Annotated in this window: 21 protein-coding genes; 8 read left to right on the top strand and 13 right to left on the bottom strand. The window is 72.2% G+C overall.

Annotated elements, in window-relative coordinates; translation table 11 throughout:
- Positions 1-31: 31 nt before the first annotated feature.
- The 5 genes from ABD140_RS14130 to hsaA are packed head-to-tail and all read right to left on the bottom strand — an operon-like array spanning position 32 to position 5,715.
- On the bottom strand, positions 32-1,195 hold the full coding sequence (locus ABD140_RS14130) for a 3-ketosteroid-9-alpha-monooxygenase, oxygenase component (protein ID WP_344240760.1): 1,164 nt from the start codon (positions 1,193-1,195) through the stop codon (positions 32-34).
- Complete coding sequence (locus ABD140_RS14125) at positions 1,192-2,859, bottom strand: FAD-dependent oxidoreductase (protein WP_344240758.1); 1,668 nt, start codon at positions 2,857-2,859, stop codon at positions 1,192-1,194. The genes ABD140_RS14130 and ABD140_RS14125 overlap by 4 nt, the downstream gene beginning before the upstream one ends.
- The gene (locus ABD140_RS14120) at positions 2,856-3,731 is read right to left on the bottom strand and encodes a VOC family protein (protein ID WP_344240756.1); all 876 of its coding nucleotides are present in this window, start codon (positions 3,729-3,731) and stop codon (positions 2,856-2,858) included. Before ABD140_RS14120 ends, ABD140_RS14125 begins: the two co-directional genes overlap by 4 nt.
- A complete protein-coding gene (gene hsaD / locus ABD140_RS14115; RefSeq protein ID WP_344240754.1) occupies positions 3,731-4,552 on the bottom strand; it encodes a 4,5:9,10-diseco-3-hydroxy-5,9,17-trioxoandrosta-1(10),2-diene-4-oate hydrolase in 822 nt (273 codons plus the stop codon). The genes ABD140_RS14120 and hsaD overlap by 1 nt, the downstream gene beginning before the upstream one ends.
- Positions 4,549-5,715 carry a 3-hydroxy-9,10-secoandrosta-1,3,5(10)-triene-9,17-dione monooxygenase oxygenase subunit gene (gene hsaA / locus ABD140_RS14110; protein WP_344240752.1) on the bottom strand — a complete coding sequence of 389 codons (1,167 nt, stop codon included), beginning with the start codon at positions 5,713-5,715 and terminating at the stop codon, positions 4,549-4,551. Before hsaA ends, hsaD begins: the two co-directional genes overlap by 4 nt.
- A 144-nt stretch (positions 5,716-5,859) precedes the next feature.
- On the opposite strand from hsaA, the gene ABD140_RS14105 reads away from it, so the two are divergent.
- Positions 5,860-6,633: an IclR family transcriptional regulator gene (locus ABD140_RS14105; RefSeq protein ID WP_344240750.1), complete on the top strand. Its 774-nt coding sequence runs from the start codon at positions 5,860-5,862 to the stop codon at positions 6,631-6,633.
- A gap of 18 nt (positions 6,634-6,651) precedes the next feature.
- On the opposite strand, the gene ABD140_RS14100 is transcribed toward ABD140_RS14105, so the two are convergent.
- The gene (locus tag ABD140_RS14100) at positions 6,652-7,770 is read right to left on the bottom strand and encodes an LLM class flavin-dependent oxidoreductase (protein ID WP_344240748.1); all 1,119 of its coding nucleotides are present in this window, start codon (positions 7,768-7,770) and stop codon (positions 6,652-6,654) included.
- An 86-nt stretch (positions 7,771-7,856) separates the two neighbouring features.
- Between ABD140_RS14100 and ABD140_RS14095 the strand changes: the two genes are divergently transcribed.
- A complete protein-coding gene (locus ABD140_RS14095; RefSeq protein ID WP_344240746.1) occupies positions 7,857-8,465 on the top strand; it encodes a helix-turn-helix transcriptional regulator in 609 nt (202 codons plus the stop codon).
- Positions 8,466-8,474: 9 nt separating this feature from the next.
- Here the strand turns inward: ABD140_RS14095 and ABD140_RS14090 are convergent, their stop codons facing one another.
- Positions 8,475-8,963, bottom strand: coding sequence for a flavin reductase family protein (locus ABD140_RS14090; protein WP_344240744.1), 489 nt, complete (start codon positions 8,961-8,963; stop codon positions 8,475-8,477).
- Positions 8,964-9,062: 99 nt separating this feature from the next.
- Here ABD140_RS14090 and ABD140_RS14085 point away from each other — a divergent pair, with 99 nt between their 5' ends.
- The gene (locus ABD140_RS14085; RefSeq protein ID WP_344240742.1) at positions 9,063-10,517 is read left to right on the top strand and encodes a FadD3 family acyl-CoA ligase; all 1,455 of its coding nucleotides are present in this window, start codon (positions 9,063-9,065) and stop codon (positions 10,515-10,517) included.
- On the opposite strand, the gene ABD140_RS14080 is transcribed toward ABD140_RS14085, so the two are convergent.
- The gene (locus ABD140_RS14080; protein ID WP_344240740.1) at positions 10,509-11,096 is read right to left on the bottom strand and encodes a PadR family transcriptional regulator; all 588 of its coding nucleotides are present in this window, start codon (positions 11,094-11,096) and stop codon (positions 10,509-10,511) included. The genes ABD140_RS14085 and ABD140_RS14080 overlap by 9 nt on opposite strands.
- Positions 11,097-11,153: 57 nt before the next feature.
- Here ABD140_RS14080 and ABD140_RS14075 point away from each other — a divergent pair, with 57 nt between their 5' ends.
- Entirely contained in the window at positions 11,154-11,921 is a 768-nt protein-coding gene (locus ABD140_RS14075; protein WP_344240738.1) for a glucose 1-dehydrogenase, read from the top strand.
- Entirely contained in the window at positions 11,921-12,841 is a 921-nt protein-coding gene (locus ABD140_RS14070; protein WP_344240736.1) for an alpha/beta hydrolase, read from the top strand. The genes ABD140_RS14075 and ABD140_RS14070 overlap by 1 nt, the downstream gene beginning before the upstream one ends.
- A gap of 41 nt (positions 12,842-12,882) precedes the next feature.
- Here ABD140_RS14070 and ABD140_RS14065 read toward each other — a convergent pair whose 3' ends face one another.
- Both ABD140_RS14065 and ABD140_RS14060 read right to left on the bottom strand, forming a co-directional pair.
- Positions 12,883-14,388 carry a long-chain-fatty-acid--CoA ligase gene (locus ABD140_RS14065; RefSeq protein WP_344240734.1) on the bottom strand — a complete coding sequence of 502 codons (1,506 nt, stop codon included), beginning with the start codon at positions 14,386-14,388 and terminating at the stop codon, positions 12,883-12,885.
- 67 nt (positions 14,389-14,455) lie between these two features.
- Entirely contained in the window at positions 14,456-14,890 is a 435-nt protein-coding gene (locus ABD140_RS14060) for a nitroreductase/quinone reductase family protein (protein ID WP_344240732.1), read from the bottom strand.
- A 114-nt stretch (positions 14,891-15,004) separates the two neighbouring features.
- Here ABD140_RS14060 and ABD140_RS14055 point away from each other — a divergent pair, with 114 nt between their 5' ends.
- The gene (locus ABD140_RS14055; RefSeq protein ID WP_344240730.1) at positions 15,005-15,685 is read left to right on the top strand and encodes a TetR/AcrR family transcriptional regulator; all 681 of its coding nucleotides are present in this window, start codon (positions 15,005-15,007) and stop codon (positions 15,683-15,685) included.
- 9 nt (positions 15,686-15,694) lie between these two features.
- On the opposite strand, the gene ABD140_RS14050 is transcribed toward ABD140_RS14055, so the two are convergent.
- Complete coding sequence (locus tag ABD140_RS14050) at positions 15,695-16,489, bottom strand: ABC transporter ATP-binding protein (RefSeq protein ID WP_425544112.1); 795 nt, start codon at positions 16,487-16,489, stop codon at positions 15,695-15,697.
- 100 nt (positions 16,490-16,589) lie between these two features.
- Between ABD140_RS14050 and ABD140_RS14045 the strand changes: the two genes are divergently transcribed.
- Positions 16,590-17,273, top strand: a complete 684-nt coding sequence (locus tag ABD140_RS14045; protein WP_344240728.1) for a (2Fe-2S)-binding protein — start codon at positions 16,590-16,592, stop codon at positions 17,271-17,273.
- A gap of 115 nt (positions 17,274-17,388) precedes the next feature.
- Complete coding sequence (locus ABD140_RS14040) at positions 17,389-18,795, top strand: coiled-coil domain-containing protein (RefSeq protein ID WP_344240726.1); 1,407 nt, start codon at positions 17,389-17,391, stop codon at positions 18,793-18,795.
- Here ABD140_RS14040 and ABD140_RS14035 read toward each other — a convergent pair.
- Together ABD140_RS14035 and ABD140_RS14030 are read right to left on the bottom strand one after the other, a co-directional pair.
- Positions 18,783-19,247, bottom strand: coding sequence for a peroxiredoxin (locus ABD140_RS14035; protein WP_344240724.1), 465 nt, complete (start codon positions 19,245-19,247; stop codon positions 18,783-18,785). The two genes, ABD140_RS14040 and ABD140_RS14035, sit on opposite strands and share 13 nt — an antisense overlap.
- Positions 19,177-21,198: a zinc ribbon domain-containing protein gene (locus ABD140_RS14030; protein WP_344240722.1), complete on the bottom strand. Its 2,022-nt coding sequence runs from the start codon at positions 21,196-21,198 to the stop codon at positions 19,177-19,179. The genes ABD140_RS14035 and ABD140_RS14030 overlap by 71 nt, the downstream gene beginning before the upstream one ends.
- Positions 21,199-21,228: the final 30 nt, after the last annotated feature.

Below are 21,228 nucleotides of genomic sequence, written 5' to 3'. Positions count from 1 at the left end.
CCGCACGTCCGGCAGCCGACCTCTTGCATTCCTAGCCCCGCATCGTCTCGCGCATCGACTTCGGGATCATGGAGAAGGAGACGCCGTTCGCGACGTTCTCCGCGACCTCCTCCTTCCACGCCTCGACGGCCCGCTCGGTGTCGATCTCGAACTCGAACCGGTCGACCATCTCGGGCGTGACGTCCTCGACGTCCACGTAGAACTGCTCGTACCAGCGGCGCAGCTGGTAGACGGGGCCGTCCTGGTCGCACAGCAGCGGGTTGTCGATGGCCGCCTTGTTGCGCCAGATCTCGATGTCCTGCATGAATCCGAGCCCGATGCCGTCGCCGACCTGCTTGGCCATGGCGTCGGCCTCCTCGTCGCCCATGCCCGGGAACTTCTTGACGATCACGCCCCACTGGAGCATGAAGCTGTCGTTGGAGATCGGGTAGTGGCAGTTGATCAGCACGCTCTCCACCGTGCTGCCCGACGCCTCGTTCCAGAGGTAGTCGATCATGTAGGAGGGGCCGTGGTAGGCGGCCTCCGACCGCTGCCTGATCTGCTCGGTCTCCGCGCCCGGGACCAGCCCGAGGTTGGCGTCGTCGCGCGAGTACCCGTCGTAGTACTGCGTGGCGATGTGCCCCTCGAAGACGTTCTTGAAGTATGTCGGGAGCGCGAAGTGCACGTAGTAGAAGTGCGCCATGTCCACGACGTTGTCGACGATCTCCCGGCAGTGGGAGCCGTCCACCCGCAGCTGGTTCCAGGTCCACGACGACCACTCGTCGCTGTAGGCGCCCTCGATTTGGGGGATGGTCACCTCCGGCGGCGGCGGGTTGCCCTGCGGGTCGTTGTAGACGAACAGCTGCTGGTTGACCTCGAGGGTCCGCCACGCCCTGGTGCGCGCGGCGCGGGGGACACGGGTGGCGTAGGGGATGCCCGCGCACTTGCCGTCCCCGCCCCAGCGCCAGTCGTGGAAGGGGCAGGCGACGGCGTCGCCCTTGACGGTCCCCTGGGTGAGGTCGCCGCCCATGTGGGGGCAGTAGGCGTTGAGCACCTTCAGCTCACCGCCGGCGCCCTGGAAGACGACGAGCTTGGTGCCGAACGCCTCGACGGCGTGCGGCTTGCCGTCCTTGAAGGTCTCGGCGAGGCCGAGGCAGTGCCAGCCCCGGGCGAAGCGGGCGGGCGGCGGCGCGGACTCGATGACGCGGTGGTTCATGCGGTGGCTCCCTGTGCAGCGATGTGGGTGGCGGCGACATAGCCGAAGGTCATCGCCGGGCCGAGCGTGGCGCCCGGTCCGGGGTAGGTCTCGCCGGTGACGGCGGCCGAGCAGTTGCCGGTGGCGTACAGGCCCTCGATCACCGAGCCGTCGTGCCGCAGCACGCGCGCCTCGGTGTCGGTGACCAGCCCGCCCTTGGTGCCGATGTCGCCGGGGACGACGGGCACCGCGTAGAACGGGCCCTTCATGGGGCGGAGGTTGGGGTTGGGCAGCGTCGGGTCGCCGTAGTAGTTGTCGTAGGCGCTGTCTCCGCGGCCGAAGTCCTCGTCCTTGGCGCCGGCGGCCATGGCGTTGAAGCGCTCGATGGTCGCCTTCAGCCTGTCCGCGGGGACGCCGATCTGCGCCGCCAGCTCCTCGGCGGTCTCACCGCTCTTGAGGAATCCGGTGGACTTCCAGTCCTTCGGGAACGGCTGCCCGGGGAACAGGCCGACCCAGACGTACTTCCGGTGCGCCCACTCGTCGATGATCATCCACGAGGTCATGGCCTTCTCGCCGTGCTCGTACATCCGGTCGAGGAACTCGTGGTACGGCAGGGTCTCCTTGACGTACCGGTCGCCCTCGGCGTCGACGATGACCATCGAGGGGACGGCGCGGTCGGCCACGAGGAAGAACAGCTTCCCGTCGGGGGTCGGCACCGAGGGCGCACCCCAGACCTTGTCCATCAGATCGACCGCGGCGCCCGCGGCCAGGCCCGCCCGCAGCGTGTCGCCGGTCTGGCCCTCCGAGGCGTGCGTCCACGCGGTCTTCGTCGGCTTCGGCAGGTACTGCTCGCGCAGTTCCTGGTCGTGGGAGAAGCCGCCGGCGGCGAGGACCACTCCCCCGCGCGCCCGGATGGCCACCTCCCGCCCGTTCCGGAGCACCTTGATGCCGGTGACCCGGCCGTCCTCCACGACGAGGTCCTGGAAGGGGGTGGACAGCCACAGCTCTCCCCCGGCCTCGCGGAGCGCCAGCCGCAGCCGCGCCACCAGCGCCTCGCCGAGCGACAGCAGTTTCTGGCCGGTGAGCAGCGCCTTCACGGCCCGCAGGCCGACGACCAGAGAGGTCTGCTTGCCCTTCCAGGTGCGCATGACCATGTTGAGCTTGCCGAACTCGCCGGACGTCATCGTCAGCCCGTACGTGGGCAGCCCCGCCCGGCGCAGGTTCTTGAACTCGGGGCCGAGCTTCTTGCCGTCGATGATGCACGGCTCGACGGAGCGCCCCTGCGGCTTCCCGCCGGGTGCCTCCGGGTAGTAGTCGGAGTAGCCCGGCGTGTACATGAACCGCACGTGGGAGGTCTCGCGGTCGAAGAACTCGACCATCTCCGGACCGCGCGTCAGGTAGGCCTCCTTGCGGTCGGCCGGCACCCGGTCGCCCACGGTCGCGTCCATGTACGTACGCGCGTTCTCCAGCGTGTCGCGCTCGCCCGCGCGCTCCAGGTACACGTTGTTCGGCACCCAGATCGCGCCGCCGGACAGGGCGCTGGACCCGCCGTACTTGTCGGTCTTCTCCACCACCAGCGCGGACAGGCCGCGCCGGCCTGCGGTGGCCGCCGCGGCCAGGCCCCCCGCGCCCGAGCCGACGACGACCACGTCGTACTCGTGGTCCCAGGTCGTGCCGCGGGTCACTGGTGGCCCCAGTAGGCGTCCTCGGTGATCTCCTTGACGGTCCAGGTCGCATCGTCGACGAGGATCGCGTCGTAGCCGTACTCGACCTGGAACGGGCCGGGGGTGGCGGCGTAGAAGGAGACCATCTTGTCGTTGGTGTGCCGGCCGAGGGACTGCTGGACGGCGTGGCCCGCCTTGTTGAAGCGGTCGAGGCCGCGGCCGACCTCGTCCAGGCTGGAGAGCTCCAGCATGAAGTGGAGGAGCATGCCGGGCATCGGCATCTCGCACAGGCCGAGGCTGTGGTGGCGGGCGTTGACGCCGAGGAACCGCACCCAGTTCATCTGCCCCTCCGGACCGCCGAACGTGGCGGCGGGGAAGCGGATGGAGTCGCGGTGGCGGAACCCGAGCAGCTCGGTGTAGAAGGCGAAGGACGCCTCGATGTCGGAGGCCGACAGCACGATGTGCCCGAGCCCGAGGTCGCCCGCCAGGAACCTGTTGCCGTACGGGTTCACCTGCGGCGCGTGGTTCATCGCCGGGGAGTAGTAGATCTCCAGGTGGTTGCCGTTGGGGTCGTCGACGTGCACGAGCGCCTCGACACGGCAGTCGGCCGCCTCCTCGGCGGTGCCGGGGGTGACGGTGTGGCCCGCCTTCTCCAGCCGCTCGACGGTCTCGGCGAGGGCGCGGGCGTTGGCGACCTCCCAGCCCGCGGCCAGCAGCCGGTCGGCCTCGCCCGGCAGGAAGGTGAAGCGGTTGGCGTACTCGTCGTGCCGGAGGTACAGGGCGTTCTCGTCCGGCCCGGTGACGGTCTCCAGGCCGAGGACCTCGGCGCCGAAGGTGCGCCATGCGTCGAGGTCGGCGGTCTCGAAGCGCAGGTAGCCGAGGGAAGTGATCATCAGGACTCCAGGAAGCTGAGGGTGACGCGGTTGAACTCGTCGAAGCGCTCGGTCTGCGCCCAGTGGCCGCAGTGCGGGAAGACGTGCAGCCGCGCGTTCGGGATGGTCTTGAGGGCCACGAGCGCGCCGTCGAGGGGGTTGGCGCGGTCCTCGCGGCCCCAGGTCAGCAGCGTCTCGTGGCGGATCTTGTAGGCCTCGCGCCAGAGCATGCCGTCCTCGGCCATGGCCGGGTCGGCGAAGGTCGCGGCCATCGCGGCGTTGCCGCGCGCGGTCTCGGGATCGGTCGCCGAGGCGAGGCGGTCGGCGATGAGCTCCTCGGTGACCAGCGACGGGTCGTGGGCCAGGGCGGTGAGGAAGGCGACGAGGCGCTCGCGGGACGGGGCGGCCGAGAACTCGAAGAGCCGCTTGATGCCCTCGGTCGGGTCGGCGGCCAGCACGTTCAGGCTGACCCCGCCCGGACCCATGAGCACCAGCTTCGCGACACGGTCGGGATGGTCGATGGCCATCCGCGCCGCGGTGCCGCCGCCCAGGGAGTTGCCGAGCACGTGCGCCCGCTCGATGCCCAGGTCGTCCATGAGCCCGACGACCGCGTCGGCGGAGGCGGTGAAGAACTGCTTCTCGAAGCGCTCGGGCTTCACCGACCGCCCGTAGCCGGGCTGGTCGACGAGCAGGGTGCGGAAGTGCTCGGCGAACACCGGCAGGTTGGCGCCGAAGTTGCTCGTCCCCGACGCCCCGGGGCCGCCGCCGTGCAGCATGATCAGCGGGTGCCCCTCGCCCGCCTCGGTGTAGAACAGGCCGTTCCGCGTGGTCCCCTCGATCACATCATCACGTCCGTCACCTCGAGGCCCAGGGCGCCCTGGCCGTACATGGTGAGCGCGCGCTCGGGGTCGTTGACGGCGTGGACGCGTCCGGCGTGGGCGTCGCGCCAGGCCCGCTGGACGGCGTTGCCCGAGGTCAGCGCGCGCCCGCCGGCGTTCTCGAACAGCAGGTCCACCGCCTTGATCGCGCGCTGGGTGGCCATCACCTGGTCGCGGCGGGTGACGAGGCGCAGCTTCAGCGGCAGTTCCTCGCCCGCCTCCGCGAGCCGCCGCTGCTCGGAGATGTTGCGGCTGAGCTGGAGCCATGCCGCGTCGATCTCGCTGGCGGCGGTGGCGATGCGGACCTGGGCGTGCGGGTCCTCGGCCACCTTCTGGTTGCCGTAGGAGACGCGGTACCGCTCCCGGGTGACCTGGATGTAGGAGTCGAGGGCGCTCTGGGCGATGCCGACGACCGGGACGGAGATCGTGGTGGAGAAGACCGCGGCGAACGGCAGCCGGTAGAGGGCGGAGGTGTTGACCGCGTTGCCGGGGCAGTCCAGCGCGCTGGTGTGCGCGAAGCTCAGCGTGCGGTGCTCGGGGACGAAGACGTCCTCGACCAGGATGTCGTTGCTGCCGGTGCCGCGCAGGCCCACGGTGTCCCAGACGTCGATGATCTGGTAGTCGGAGCGGGGCAGAAGGAAGGTGCGCATGTCGACCGGGACGCCGTCGGCGCCCAGGATCATGCCGCCGAGGAAGACCCACTGGGCGTGGTCGCAGCCGGAGGAGAAGCTCCAGCGCCCGCTCACCCGGAAGCCGCCCTCGACCGGGGTGATCCTGCCGACCGGCGCGTAGGACGAGGAGATGCGGGTGTCGGGGTCCTCGCCCCACACCTCGCGCTGGGCCTCGTCGGGGAACAGGCCGAGCTGCCACGGGTGCACGCCCAGGACGGAGGCGACCCAGCCGGTCGAGCCGCAGGCGGCGGCGATCTCCTTGACGGCGGTGTAGAAGAGGACGGGGTCGGCCTCGTAGCCGCCGTAGCGCTTGGGCTGCAGCAGCCGGAAGAAGCCGGTGCCGGCCAGCTCGTCGATCGTGGCCTCGGGAACCCGCCGCGCCTCCTCGGCCTCGGCGGCCCGCTCGCGGATGGTCGGGACGAGGGCACGCACGGCCTCGAGAACCTGCTCGCTCAATTCATGCTCCTTGCTCGTCGTCCTGTGAGCTGGCTCACGGACGGATTGCGTGTACGTTAGGCGAGATGTTCCAATTAGAAATAGTGGCTTTCCCGGTTACCGGGAAAGCAAGGCCGCCTCCCGGAACGACGCAGGAGCTCGCCCATGACCGTCCCCGCCACCGCCGCCGCCCCCGGCCTCGAGTCGTCGATGCTCGCGCGGGCCGCGCGGATCATGTACTGCTTCACCGCCGCCACGCCCGAGCTGACGCTGACCGACATGGCGCGCCGCACCGGGCTGCCGAGCTCCTCGGTGCACCGCATCCTCGACCAGCTCGTCCAGCTCAGAGCGCTGGAGCGGGCGGGCTCCCGGTACCGGCTGGGCCTGGGCCTGCTCGAGCTGGGGGCGCTGGCCGCCCAGCAGAACCGGCTCCGCGAGGCCGCGTCCCCCCACCTGCACCGCCTGCACGCCGCCACGCGGGTGCCCGTGCACCTCGCGATCCCGGACGGCCACGAGATCATCTACCTGGAGAAGGTCGGCGGCCCGCCCGCCGGGGGCGCCCCCACGCGGCTGGGCGGCCGCCAGCCCGCCTACTGCACCGGAGCGGGCAAGGCGATGCTCGCCTTCGCCGACGAGGAGGAGGTGGCCGGGGTGCTCGGGGCGGGCCTGGCGCCGCGCACGCCCGCCACGATCACCGACCCGCAGGCGTTCCGGCGGGAGCTGGCGGGCATCCGCGAGCGCGGCATCGCCCTGGACCGCGAGGAGAACCACCGCGGCGTCGTCTGCGTCGCGACGCCGCTGCGGGACGGCCTGGGCCGCCCCGTCGCGGCGATCTCGCTGTGCGGCGCGCCGGGCAGGCTGAACCCGCAGGCGCTGACCCCGCCGCTGCTGATGGCGGCCCGGGACGTGCGGCGCGCCCTGTCCGCACGCCGGGGGTGAACCGCCGCCGGCCCGCGGTCATCCCGCCCGGAAGTGCGGGATGACCGTCTCGCCCCAGTGCCGAATGGTCTCCATGCACGCCTCCTGGGGGACGGTGCCCATCTGGATGAGGCACATGACCTCGTCCACGCCGATCTCGGCGAGCCGCTCGACGTACTCGATGGCCTGCTGCGGCGTGCCGTAGGCGTGCTCGGCGTTGAACGCGCCGGTGTCCTGCGGGCGGGCGGGGATGTTGGCCTCGTTCAGCTTGGCGACGAGGTCCTCCTTGTCCTTGGCCAGGGCGGCGATGTTGTCGTCGTCCTCGGTGTCCTCCCGGGGCACGGGGCCGTGGCCGTACCAGTGGGCGATGGACTCGGCGAAGAACCGCTGGCCGCGCGTGCCGATCTTCAGCGCCTTCGGCCCGTCGTCCAGGACGATGGTCGGGCACAGCGCGACGAACTTGTCGTTGACCTCGGTGGAGACGAGCTTCTCGCCCGTGCGGGTCCGGACGGTGGCGTGGTAGAGGTCGTACATCTCCTTGACCTCCTCGGGCCCGGCGAAGCCCATGACCAGCGCGCCGACGCCGAGCTCGGCGGCCATGACCACGGTGTCCCGCTTGCTGCACGCCATGTACAGCGGCGGGTGCGGGGTCTGCACGGGGCGCGGCAGGATCTTGGCGGGGCCGACGTCGAGCAGGTCGGTGTGCCAGTCCACCTGCTCCTTCTGCCAGGCCCCGGCCAGGAACCGCAGCCCCTCGACCAGCTGCGGGTAGGTGTCGGAGGGGTTCACGCCGCACATCCCCATCTCCATGCGGGTGGAGCCGCGGCCGCCCCCGACGTCCAGCCGGCCGCCGGACAGCGCGTCGAGCATGCCGACCCGCTCGGCGACGCGCACCGGGTGGTTGTAGTTGAACGGCATGCAGACCACGCCGTGGCCGATGCGGATCGTGGAGGTCTTGGCCGCCACCCAGGTCAGGAAGACCTCGGAGGCCGACATGTGCGCGTACCGCTCCAGGCCGTGGTGCTCGACCGCCCAGACCCGGTCGAAGCCCATCGCCTCGCCGTAGACGGCCTGCTCGACGCAGTCATGGAGCAGCCGCCGCTCGCGCTCGGGCGTCGGATCGGCCAGCTGGGCCTCGAAGATCATCGAGAACTGCACGGGAACCTCCAGGTATTTCGATTAGGAATATTACTAACAGACATATTGCACGGGGACAACATCCCGATTCGGATACGCTGCGGGATGTGACACAGGAGCCGCCGAACCTCCCGCCGACGAGCTGGGCCGTGCTCGGCCTGCTGTCCTTCGGGCAGGAGCTGTCGGGATACGACCTGAAGAAGTGGGCCGACTGGAGCCTGAAGTTCTTCTACTGGAGCCCCTCCTACAGCCAGATCTACGGCGAGCTGAAGCGGCTGGAGAAGGCCGGGTACGCCCTCTCGCGGGTGGAGCTGACGGAGAACACCCGGGGCAAGCGCGTCTACACGATCACCGACGCGGGCCGGGAGGCGGTGCGGCGCTGGGCGAGGGACGCCCCCGTCGAGCCCCCCGTCCTCAAGCACGGCGTGATGCTGCGCGTCTGGCTCGGCCACCTGCTGGAGCCCGAGCGGCTGCGCGAGATCATCATCCAGCACCGCGACTACGCCGAGAAGATGATCCGGCTCGCCCGCGCCGACGCCGAGGGGGCCTCGGAGATCCCCGCCTGGGCGTATCCCGAGATGGTGCTGCGCTGGTCGCAGCGGTACTACGAGGCCGAGCGCGATCTGGCGCAGCAGATGCTGGCCGACCTCGACGAGCTCGCCGCCCGGCCGCGGCCGAAGCCGGTGCCGGGCGCCTACACGCGTCTCCGGGAGTAGGCCCCGCCCTCAGGCGGTGGCCAGGCTCCCGAACGAGCTGCGGAAGAACAGGAGCGGCGCGGCGTCCCGCTCGGCGGCCAGCGCGGTGACCGCGCCGATGACGATGCTGTGGTCGCCGCCGGGCAGCTCCGCGGACAGGTCCGCCTCGATCCACGCCAGCGCGCCCGGCAGGAGGGGCGCGCCGTTGCCGCCCGGCTCCCAGGCGACGCCCTCGAACTTGCGCGGACCGGCGAGCGCCATGCAGATCCCCTCCTGGTCGGCGGCCAGGACGTTGACCGCGAACCTGCCGGCCCGCCGGATCTTCGGCCAGGTCGTCGAGCCGTTCCCGGGGCAGAACGTCACCAGCGGGGGCTCCAGCGACAGGGAGGAGAACGACTGGCAGGCCATGCCGACCGGCTCTCCGTCCAGGACCGCGGTCACCGCGACGACGCCGCTGGCGAAGGTGCCGAGCACGCGCCGCATCTCGGCCGGGTGCACCTGGGGGGTCGTGATCGTCATGGGGGCTCCTTCGAGTCTCCGTTGATATTTCGCTTAGGAATATTCCGATTAGAAGCATCGGTGTGGTTCCATGTCAAGGCAAGCGAAAGAGGAGGGACCTTGGAGACGATCCCGGCGCTCGTCGAGTACGCCGCCGCCGCCCACGGCGATCGTGAAGCCCTGGTGGACGGCGAGGTCCGCTGGACCTTCGCCCAGCTGGCCGAGCGGGTGCGCGACGCCGCCCGCGCCGCCGCCGCGTCCGGCATCAGGCCCGGCGACCGCGTCGGGATCTGGGCGCCCAACAGCCGGCACTGGATCGTCCAGGCGCTCGGGCTGAGCAGCGCGGGAGCGGTGCTGGTGCCGCTGAACACGCGCTACAAGAGGGCCGAGGCCGCCGACATCCTGCGCCGCGCCAAGGCCGTCGCGCTCTACACCGTCGACGGCTTCCTCGGCGTCGACTACTCCGCGGCGCTGGCGGGCGAGGACCTGCCCGACCTCGCCCGGACGGTGCTGATCGACCGGGTGCCGCCCGGCCCGGAGACCGGGCTGCCGGAGGTCTCCCCGGACGACGTCTCCGACATCATCTTCACCTCCGGCACCACCGGCAGGCCCAAGGGCGTCCGCACCACGCACGGGCAGAACCTCCGGGTCTACGCCGAGTGGTCGAAGGTCGTGACGCTCCGTCCCGGCGACCGCTACCTGCTGATCAACCCGTTCTTCCACACCTTCGGGTACAAGGCCGGGATCCTCGCCTGCCTGCTCAACGGCGTCACGATGGTCCCCGAACCGGTCTTCGACGCGCGGCGCGTGGCCGAGCGCCTGGCCGAAGAGCGCATCAGCGTGCTCATGGGGCCGCCGACCGTCTTCTTCTCCCTGCTGGAGCCCGGCTCCCGCCCCGCCCACCGGGTGCGGCTGGCCGGGACGGGCGCGGCCAACGTCCCGGTCGACCTCATCCGGCGCATCCGCGAGGAGTTGGGCATCCCGTCGGTCTTCACCGCCTACGGGCTCAGTGAGTCCTGCGGCGTCGTCTCGATCTGCCCCGTCGACGCCGACGCCGCCACCGTGGCCGCCACCACCGGTCCCGCGCTGCCCGGCACCGAGATCCGCATCGACGACGGGACCGGCGAGATCCTCGTGCGCGGCTACAACGTCATGCAGGGCTACCTCGACGACCCCCGGGCCACCGCCGAGGCCGTCGACGCCGACGGCTGGCTGCACACCGGCGACGTCGGCGTCCTGGACGAGCGCGGCTACCTGACGATCACCGACCGGCTCAAGGACATGTTCGTCGTCGGCGGCTTCAACGCCTACCCCGCCGAGATCGAGAACGTCCTGCTCGCCCATCCGGCGGTCGCCGACGCCTCGGTCGTCGGCGTGCCCGACGAGCGGCTCGGCGAGGTCGGCGCGGCCTTCCTGGTCCTACGCTCCCCCGCCGACGCGGCGGAGCTCACCGCCTGGCTGCGCGAGCGCCTGGCCAACTTCAAGGTGCCGCGCCACTTCCACTTCGTGGACTCCCTGCCGCGCAACCCCGGCGGCAAGGTCCTCAAGCACCGGCTGCGGGAGGCCTCATGCTGACTCCTCGCGCCGCCCGTCCTCCGCCAGCTCCGCCAGATCGGCGAGCATCCGGTCGGCGAGATCGCGCTGCGCCGCGTAGTACCGGGTCGCCCAGCGGATCGTCAGCTCGGGATAGGCCCACTCGGGGAACCGGGCGGCGACCTCCCGCGAGGCGTCCGCCTCCGCCAGCTCCCGCTCCGTGTCCGCCCGGTGCTCCAGGATCTGCTCGCGCAGCCGCTCGGGCGTCGAGAGGTGGCCGAGCCAGGCGCGCAGCATCGGACCGTGCTTGAGCACCGGCGGTTCGACGGGGGCGCGCCCGGCCCACTCGGCCAGCGCGGCCTCGCCGGACGCGGTGATCCCGTACACCCGCTTGCCGCGGCCGTCGTCGGAGACGGCGGCCCGGGAGACCGCGTAGCCGACCTTCTCCAGCCGCTTCAGCTCGGAGTAGATCTGGCTCATCGCCGGGCTCCAGTAGAAGTGCCGCAACACGTGGTCGGCCCACTGCCTGACCTCGTATCCGGTCAGCTCCTCGCCGAACGCGAGGATCCCCAGCACCGCCCAGGCGGTCGCGGGCAGCTTGGTCGGATCCGGGCGCTCCATGGCACTCAGCTTAGACCGCGCCGTCACCCACCTTGATCGATCAACGAGGAGAACAAGATGTCCGGACTGCAGGACAAGGTCGTCATCGTCACCGGCGGGGCGCGCGGGATCGGCGCCTCCGCCGCCGCCGCGCTGGCCGCGGGCGGCGCGCGGGTCGTGATCGCCGACCTGCTCGAGGAGGAGGGCCGCGAGACCGCCGCCGAGGTCGGCGGCGTCTTCGCCCGCCTCGACGTGACCAGCGAGGCGGGGTGGGCCGAGGTCGTCGACCTGGCCGTCGCCTCCTACGGCAGGCTCGACGGCCTGGTCAACAACGCCGGGATCGCCTCGAACCTCCTCATCGAGAAGGAGTCGCTCGCGTACTTCGAGAAGGTGCTCCAGGTGAACCTGACCGGGGTGTTCCTGGGCATGAAGGCGGTCCTGGAGCCGATGCGCGCCGCGGGCGGCGGCTCGATCGTCAACATCTCCTCGGCCGCCGGCCTGACCGCCCTGCCGGGGACCTCGGGGTACGGTGCCGCCAAGTGGGGCGTCCGCGGTCTCACCAAGATCGCGGCGGTGGAGTTCGGGCCGTCCGCCGTGCGCGTCAACTCCGTCCATCCCGGCATGACCTACACCCCGATGACCGCGCAGCACGGCGCCGTGCCCGGCGAGGGCATGTTCCCGCTGTCGGCGCTCGGCCGCGTCGGCGGCCCCGAGGAGATCGGCGCGGCCATCGCCTTCCTCATCTCCGACGCCGCCTCCTACGTGACCGGTGCCGAGCTGGCGGTCGACGGAGGCTGGACCGCCGGCGAGGTCGTCATGCTCGGCCAGGTCGCGGGCCAGAGCTGATGGACGCGCGCACCCGGCGCATCCGGGACGCGATGAGCGCGGGCTTCCCCGCCGTCGGCGACACCGTCTTCGACGCCGCCGAGGCCCGCGCCGTCCTGGCCGCCGCCCCCGTCCCGGACCGCCCGCAGGTTCCCGTCGGCGAGGTGGCGGACCTCGACGCGGACGGCGTGCCCGTCCGCGTCTACCGGCCGCTCGACGGCGGCTCCGGCGGGGCCGCGCCGCCGGTCGTGGTGTTCTTCCACGGCGGCGGGTTCGTGCTCTGCGGGCTCGACAGCCATGACGGGCTGGCGCGCGAGCTGTGCGCCGGGACCGGGGCGGTCGTGGTGTCGGTGGACTACCGGCTGGCGCCCGAGCACCGGCATCCCGCGGCCGAGGACGACGCCTACACCGCGCTGCTCTGGGCGCACGGCCGCGCCGCCGCGCTCGGCGGCGACCCGGAGCGGATCGCGGTGGCCGGGGACAGCGCGGGCGGGAACCTCGCCGTCCGCGCGGCCTGGCGGGCGCGGGACGAGGGCGGCCCCGCCGTCCGGCACCAGCTGCTGGTCTACCCGGTCACCGACGCGGCGATGGACGCGCCGTCCTACACCGAGCACGCCGAGGACGGGTTCCTGACGGCCAAGGCGATGGCCTGGTACTGGGAGCAGTACCTCGGCGGGGCTCCGGGGCACGCCGCCTCCCCGCTGCGCGCGTCCGATCTGGCGCGGCTGCCCTCCGCCTGCGTGATCACCGCGGAGTACGACCCGCTGCGCGACGAGGGCGAGGCGTACGCCGCCAGGTTGGAGGCGGCGGGCGTCCCGGTCGAGACGCACCGCTTCGACGGGGCGTTCCACGGCTTCATCACCCTCACGCACGTCCTTCCGGCCGCGCGCGAGGCCGTGGCGGTGGCCTGCACCGCGCTGCGGAGGGACCTCTTCCGGTAGTCCGATGAACCGCCATCGGCTGACCGGCGGGCGGTCGCCGGTCAGCCGATGGCGCGGCCTTCGGCCGCCCAGTAGGGGGCGCGGAGGTCGCGCTTCAGCACCTTGCCGCCGGGGTTGCGGGGCAGTTCCGTCCGGAAGACCACGGCGCGGGGGCGCTTGAAACCGGCGAGGTGGTCCCTGCCGTAGGCCAGGACGTCCTCCTCGGCCACCTCGCCGCGGGGGACCACGACGGCCAGGACGCTCTCGCCCCAGCGGCGGTCGGGGACGCCGATGACCGCCACGTCGGCGACGCCCGGATGGCGGGCCAGGACCTCCTCGACCTCGACGGGGTAGACGTTCTCCCCGCCGGTGACGATCATGTCCTTGATCCGGTCGGTGAGGAAGAGGTGGCCCTCGGGGCCCAGGTGCCCGGCGTCGCCGGTGCGCAGCCAGCCGTCGGAGGTGAGCAGCCGCGCGGTCTCCTCCGGGCGGTTCCAGTAGCCGCGCGTGTTCTGGTCCGAGCGCACCTGCACCTCGCCGGTCTCGCCCCGCGGCAGCTCCCGTCCGGTGTCCGGGTCGGCGATCCGCAGCTCCACCCAGGGGAAGGGGCGGCCCGCCGAGCGCAGCAGCTCCGGCCGCTCGTGGTCGGCCGGGTCGAGCTGCACCATGGTGCCGGTCGTCTCGGTCATGCCGTACACCTGGTAGAGCGGGGTGCCGAGGACCTCCTTCACCCGCCGGAGCAGGCCGGTGGTGATGGGCGCCGCCCCGTAGCCCAGGGCGCGGACCGCCGAGTAGTCATGCCGTTCCGGCAGGTCGCACAGCGCCTGGAGCACGGCGGGGACGACGAAGCCGTTGGTGATGCGGTGGCGTTCGAACAGCCCGGCCAGTTCGGCGGCGCGCACGTCGCGCACCAGGACGTGGTGGCATCCGGCGTGCAGGCCGGTGAGCGCCCAGCCCGTCCCGCCGACGTGGAAGACCGGCGAGGCCACCAGGTTCACCGAGTGCTCGTCCAGCAGCCAGTGGGGCCCCCGCCGCTCCCCCGTGGAGAAGTTCCGGTTGCTCAGCGGCACGCCCTTGGGCAGGCCGGTCGTGCCGGAGGTGTAGAGCTGGGCCACGATGTCGTCGGGGCCGCCCGTGAAGCCCGGGTCGACCGCCTCGTGCGCGGCCAGCCACTCCTCGAACTCCGGGCCGGTGCGCAGCAGCCGTCCGGGGGCGGGGAAGGCGTCGGCCTCGCGGTCGGCCACGGTGACGGCCGCGCCCGCGTCCGTGAGGATGGCCGTGATCTCCCGTCCGGTCAGCCGCCAGTTCACCGGGACGGTGACCGCGCCGAGCTTGGCGGCGCCGAAGAGGAGGTCGAAGTACTCGGGGGCGTTCTTGCCGACGTAGGCGACCCTGTCCCCCGCCCGGACGCCCGCGGCCAGCAGCGCCTGCGCGACGCGGCTGGAGCGCGCGTCCAGCTCGCCGTAGGAGACCGTGCGCCCGTCGCCGGTCAGCGCGGGCGCCTCGCGGCGTTCCCGGCCGTGCCGCCGCACCGCCGAGACCACCCGGAATTCCGATTCGCCTGCCATATCCTCAATGACCACGTCGGGCATCATGCCGCAGCGGCCGCCGCCGGAGCACCCGCCGTCCCGGCCATCAGGAGATCCGGAAGACCGGGTAGCCCTCGGCGACGCGCAGCAGCTCCTCGTCCGAGGCGGTGTGGTCGATCCCGTCGAAGAAGACGCCCACCTCGAACTTCCAGCGCTTGAGGTAGGCGCGCAGGACGTCCGGCTTCGCCGCGTCCGGCAGCTCGACCGCGTGGAACGGCTTCACCTTCCGGCCCAGGCGCAGCTCTCCGCGGCCGCCGGCGGCACGCAGGTTGCGCACCCACTGGGTGTGCCCGCGCGGGGCGACGAGGTAGCGCTCGCCGTCCAGGGTGAGGGGGTTGACGGGGTTGGTGCGCCACTCGCCGCTCTTGCGGCCGCGGACCGCCACCAGGTGGGCGCCCCAGAGGCTCACGCCCTTGCGGGTCAGCCAGCGGACGAAGCCGTTGAAGAGTTCCGCCGACCGGCCCGCCTCGATGTAACGCATGTGTCGCTCTCCTTTGTGAGCAGTGCTCTCCGTTGCGAACATTGAACACCAGGCGCCCGCATAAGGCAAGAGCAGTGCTCTCGTTTTAGTGTTCCGCTCTGGCAGACTGGTGGCATGAACGCCATACGCACCGCCCGGGAGAGGGCACGCGCCGAACTGACGCACGAGATCAAGCAGGAGGCGAGAAGGCAGCTCAGCGAGGCGGGCTCCGCCCAGCTGTCACTGCGGTCGGTCGCCCGCGCCCTGGGCATGGCGTCCTCGGCGATCTACCGCTACTTCCCCAGCCGGGACGAGCTGCTGACCGCGCTCATCCTGGACGCCTACGACGCGCTGGGAGAGGCGGCGGAGGGCGCCGACCTGCCGCAGGCCGCGCCGCGGGAGCGCTGGGCGCTGGTGTGCGGGGCGGTGCGGGAGTGGGCCGTGGCCCATCCGCACGAGTACGCGCTGCTCTACGGCACGCCCGTCCCCGGCTACCGGGCGCCGGTCGAGACCGTCGCGGCCGGGACGAGGGTCCTGCGTCGATGCGGTGAGATCCTCCTGGCCGGACGGCCGCTGGACCCGGGCCTCCCCGCACCGCTGGAGGAGGAGCTCGACGAGCAGATGCGGGGCGTCGCCGAGGCCGCGGACCTGGGTCTCACGCCGGAGGAGCTCACCCGGCTGCTCCTGGTGTGGTCGCAGCTCTTCGGCCTGGTCACCTTCGAGGTGTTCGGCCAGTTCAACGGCAGCGCCGACCCCGCGGGGCCGCTCTTCCGACACGCCGTCGCGCGGATGGCCGACTTCGCCGGACTGCGCTGAGGGCGGGGCTCAGCGCAGACGGCTGAGCGGGATCACCAGGGGGGTGCCCGCGGACGGGTCGGTGATGATCTGGGCCTCCAGGGAGAAGACCTCGCGGACCAGCTCGGCGGTGAGCACCTCGGCGGGCGGGCCCTGCGCGGCCACCCTGCCCTCGCGCATGGCCACGAGGTGGTCGCAGTAGCGGGCGGCGAGGTTCAGGTCGTGCAGGACCATGACGACGGTGTGGCCGTCGCCGTTGAGCTCGCGCACCAGGTCCAGGACGTCGATCTGGTGGGCGAGGTCCAGGTAGGTGGTGGGCTCGTCGAGCAGCAGGAGGTCGGTGCCCTGCGCCAGCACCATCGCGATCCACGCCCGCTGGCGCTGGCCGCCGGACAGCTCCTCCACCGCGCGGTCGCGCAGCTCCAGCAGGTCGGTGCGGGCCAGGGCGGCGGTGACCGCCGCCTCGTCCTCCTCCGACCAGGGGCGGTACCAGTTCTGGTGGGGGTGGCGGCCGCGCGCCGCCAGCTCGCCGACGGTCAGCCCGCCCGGCGCCACGGGGGACTGCGGGAGCACGCCCAGGGCCCGGGCGACCTCCTTCGTCGGCAGCCTCTCGATCCGCTGCCCGTCCAGCAGCACCGCGCCCTCGCGGGGGCGCAGCAGCCGGCCGAGCGCGCGCAGCGTGGTGGACTTGCCGCACCCGTTCGGTCCGATGACCGCGGTGACCTTCCCGTCCGGGACCGCCAGGTCCAATCCGTCGACCACGGCCCTGCCGTCGTAGGCCAGCCGGAGCCCCTCGGCGCGCAGCCGCGTGGCGGTCTTCATCATGGGCCGGCCTTTCCCTGGGTTCGAGGGTGTGAGTTGACAAACACCCGGGGAATAAATTAGGCAAGCCTTACCTAATTTGCAAGCGCCAGGGGGAACCAGCATGACCGCCGTCGATCTCAACCCGTACTCCCCCGTCGACGCCGACCCCACCCTACTGCCGCTGCTGACCCTGATCGAGGAGGCGGGTGGCCTGGACGGCGTCGCACCGGGGATGCGGCTCGCCGAGGGCGCCACCGTCGCCGAACTGGCGGAGGCGCCCCACACCCTGCTCCGCGAACTGGTCGCCGAGCACGCCGAGCGCTGGAATGCCCCGCTCCACGTGGCGGCCACCCTGTGGTGGAAGGGCTTCGCGTACTGGTCCACCGTCCCCGTCGCCCTCGGCTGGGCACTGAACGGGACGCTTCCGGCGCTGACCGCCGCCAACACGGTCGTGCGGCGGCTGCCGCAGGAGCCGCACCTCCTCCTGGGCATGCGCGAGCCCGCCGCCGCCACCGACGTGCGCTCCCTCCTGCTGGACCTGCACACCCCGCTCATCGACGCCCTCGCCAAGGCGACGCGGGCCGGGCGGCGCAACCTGTGGGGCTCGGTCGCCGAGTCCCTCGCCCGACCGCTGACGGCCTACGCCCCGCTGCTGCCCGGCGCACCCGACGCCGCCGCCCTCCTGGCCGAGGCCGGGGCGCCGATCGCGGGGCTGATGGAGCCGGACACGGGCCGCCGCCGCACCTGCTGCCTGTGGGTCACGCTGCCCGGCGCCGAGGCGTGCGCGAGCTGCTGTCTCCGCTGAACCCGCCTGCTTCGACCCGTTCCTGAGGGAGATCTTTTGGCTTGTCCGAAAGACAGTACCCCGGGAGGCTTCCAGGGCTTATCGTCAGGGAAACGCGAAAACCCTGAGGAGTGCCATGACGGTGGTGTTGGTCGTCGCATGCCTGGCGGTCGCCGGGGCCGAGCTCTACCTGGCCTTCGGCCGGTCGAGACGCGACGCGGCCACCATCTCCGATCTGCGTTCCTCGGGCACCGAGCTCGCCGAGCGGCTCGAGGCCGCGCTCGCCGACCTGCACGAGGTGCGCGCCGACCTCGCCGAGCGGCCCGAGGCCGCCGATCTGGCACGGCTCACCAAGCGCACCGCCGAGCTGGGCCAGGGCCAGGACGAGCTGACCGCCGCGCTGCGCCGCTACGACGAGCTGGCCGGCTACGTCAGCCGGGTGGAGGAGCGGTCCGGCAGGCTCGAAACGACCATCGCCGAGCTGCGCCGCGCCCGCGACACCCAGCTCACCCACCTGGAGGCGGCGGTCAGCGCGCTGCGCCGGGAGCGGGAGGAGCAGAACGGCCGGATCGAGGCGCTCGTCGTCGAGCTGCAGCGCTCGCGCGAGGAGTACGAGGCGCTCTTCACCGCCGCCTCCTCCGACCTGCGCCGGGAGCGGGAGGAGCAGGACAGCCGGTTCTCCGAGGCGCTGGAGGAGCTGCGGCAGGGCCGCGAGGAGCACTCCGCGCGGCTGGCCGACGCGCTGGAGGAGCTGCGCCGGGTCCGGGAGGAGCAGACCCAGCGCGTGGACACCACGCTGGCCGAGCTGCGCGCCTCCGGGGAGGCGCGGCCCGCGGAGCGGCGCGAGGAGCTGTCCGGGCAGATCGACCAGCTGGGCGACCCGACGGCGCCGGAGCTGATCCGCGCCGAGCTGGTGGCGCTGCGCGCCCAGACCGACCTGGCGCTGGACCGGCTGGACGAGCTGGACGCCGAGCGCGACCGCGACCTGGAGCGCTACCGCGACCTGGCCCAGGCGCTCGACGCGGTCGAGGACCAGCTCGCCGGGCAGCGCGCCGCCGACCCCGAGCCCACGACCGTGCGGGGCGGCCTGGTCGGGGCGACGCCCGCCTCGCACGAGGTGCTGAGCAAGGCGTACGAGAACTTCACCGACGCCCTGGACCTGCGGGTGCGCATGCAGGTGCCGGCCGGGTCCTCGCCCTGGCACATCCAGTACTACCTGGCGGGCAAGAACACCGCGCGGCTGCGCCGCGACTTCCTGGCCCTGCTCGGCGAGCTGCGCGCGCCCGGCCCCGACCCGCGCCGCGACGCCCTGCACGCCCTGGCGGTGGAGCTCCAGGCGTGCGAGCAGGCCTTCGCCCAGATCGGTCCGCTGGTCATGGTGCGGGTGCCCGGCGCGCTGCTGTGCGGGGTCCTCACCATGGCCGAGACCCGCCGCTTCGACACCGAGCGCTTCCTCAGCGACCCGACCGCCGCCGCCTCGGGCCTGCGGCTGCTGCCCGAGCCGCGTTTCCGCGACCTGAGCAGCTGGCCTCAGACCGCCTGACCCCCGCGGCGGCGCAGTGCCTCCAGCGCCTTGTCGGCGTGCACGTTCATGCGGATCTCGCTCTTGACCACCTCGAGCACCCGCAGGTCGGTGTCGATCACGAAGGTGACGCGCTTGGTGGGGGCGAACGCCAGCCCGCGCGAGACGCCCAGCTGCTTGCGCACGACGCCGTCGGGGTCGGCCAGCAGCGGATACCCCAGGGAGTACTTGCCGCTGAACTCGGCCTGCCGCTCCACGCTGTCGCCGCTGATCCCCACCGGCTGGGCGCCCAGCTCGCGGAACTCCCCGACGATGTCGCGGAAGTGGCACGCCTCGGCCGTGCAGCCGGGCGTGAACGCCGCGGGGTAGAAGAACAGCACCACGGGCCCTCCGGCCAGCAGCTCACTCAGCTTGCGCACCGTGCCGGTCTCGTCCGGCAGGGCGAAGTCCTCGACCACGTCTCCAGGTTTCATGGGCACAACCTAAGGCCTGTCTTGAAGTTGAGACAGTCCGGTGCCCTGCGGTGTCTGTCCGGTGTGGTCCCTCGGGGGTCTCTGACCGGGGTCGACGCCGTCGGCTTTCCGGATTCGGCCGAGCAGAGGCCGCACCCGAAGGGGTGCGGCTGCCGCCTTGCCCGTACCCGCCTGCGAGGGCGGGTGAGGGGCGGGTGGCGGTTGACTCGGCCAGGGCTCCTTGCAGCCCAGGCCCGTACACGCCCAGGGCGTGCCGGGAGGCTTGGAAGTCGACCGACGCCGTCTTGGGGTCGGCCGGGTCGGTCCATGTCACGAAGGCGCCCAGCGCGGCCGAGACCAGGTCCCGGTCGGCTTCCAGCCCGCAGGCGGGGCAGCGGTGCCTCCGCTGGGAGAGGGGTTTGGGCACCCGGTGACCGCACAGGCAGTATTGGGAGAGCCTGGTGGTGAACGTCGACGCTCTCCCCAGCCGTCCGCCCACGGCTGCGCATTCAGCGCTCAGGGTGGTGGTGAGCATGCCAGGGGTGAAGGCCGCGCACGCCCGCCCCCACAACCGGGACCATGAGGCCAGACGGCAGTCCTCGACCGTCAGCCGTCCTCCGTGGGAGGAGACGAGCCGGGCCGCCACCTGCCTGGCGCGAGCGCGTTTGGCCTCGGTGCGGCCGATCCGTTCGGCACGGTTACGAGTACGCAGGGCACGGTAGCCGCCGGAAAGGCGATCCTTGCGATAAGCGGTGCGAGGCCGCCCTGCTGCATCGGCTACCCGTGGGCCTTTGGGCAGATCGACGTGGCGGGCGGCCAGTCCGGCGGCCTGCCTGCGCCGTGCCCGTTTGCGCTGGCGGCGCGACAGCTCGTAGCGGGCTTTGTTGGCGGTCCGTCGGGAGCGTTCCAGTGCGCGGGCGCGTCTGCGGGCGGTGCGCCGGTCCCGATCCGCCGCGGCTTGTTCAAGTGTGGTGAGGATGACCTGGTCGGCCAGCACCCGACCTGTCTCAGGCTCTGGTGAAGTGGGGAAGGAGACCAGGGAGAGGTTGCCGACGTTGACGTCCGCCCCTCCCACCCGCTCCAGCACCGCGGCCCGCGCCCTGCGTTCCCGGGTGGACGGGGAGGTGTAGCCGCCGTCCAGGATCATCAGATGCGCCTCGTACACCCACCCCCCAGGCCCGGAAGGATGCGGCCGCCGGACCAGGTCGATCTTGTGCCACAGCTGCGGTCTGTCCAGGAAGTGGCAGAGCCACCCCCAGCGGCCCGCACCCGAGGGGAGACGTACCGGCAGGACCAGTTCTCCGCGTCCGCTGTCGGGGCCGCCGGTGAACACCACCGCCAAAGGCCCCTCATACTCCCACCAGGAGGCCTTGCCCGGTCGTCCCAGTGGAGGAGCGGGCGGGGACATGCGGCGGGGCTGGGCCAGGACCGCAGTGCCCGGCTCCGACCGTGCGGCCTGCGCGGGAGTGACCACCGCACCGGGCAGGAGAGGGTGGCGGTAGGCATCCAGATGTCCCTGCAGGCTGCCGTGCAGCCGGAACGTCTCCCACTTGCGGGCGGTGGTGTGGGAGCGGGCCCTGCCCGGGATACGCGTGTACTCCCACCACGACCCCACCCGGGGACAGCCTGCTCTCTTTCCCGAGGCGTCCGGGAACAGGTGACGCTCCACCCCGGCCCATACTTCATCGGCCTGGTGCAGGGCCAGCGCCTTGGTCGCGTGGTGCCGTAGCCAGCCGGAGGCGTCCAGATGCCCGTACGCCGCCCGCTCCAGACTCTGACGCGACAAGCCCAGCTCACGACGCCACCCTGCCGCATCCACCCTGCGCCGGTGGGTACCCGCCCAGAACGCCGCCACCCGGGCGCAGGCGTCGTGTTGCAACGCCCGCTTGAGAGCGAACATCGCCGAGAACAGCCCCTCCAGACGGGCTGCGGCCTGCTCATCCACCGCCAAGGGCAGGCGGATCACCGCCACCGGGCCGTCCCACCGCCATGCGGGTGCTTT

The organism is Actinocorallia libanotica, assembly GCF_039525175.1.
GTDB lineage: Bacteria > Actinomycetota > Actinomycetes > Streptosporangiales > Streptosporangiaceae > Actinocorallia > Actinocorallia libanotica.
This window is presented reverse-complemented; position numbering and strand designations above follow the sequence as displayed.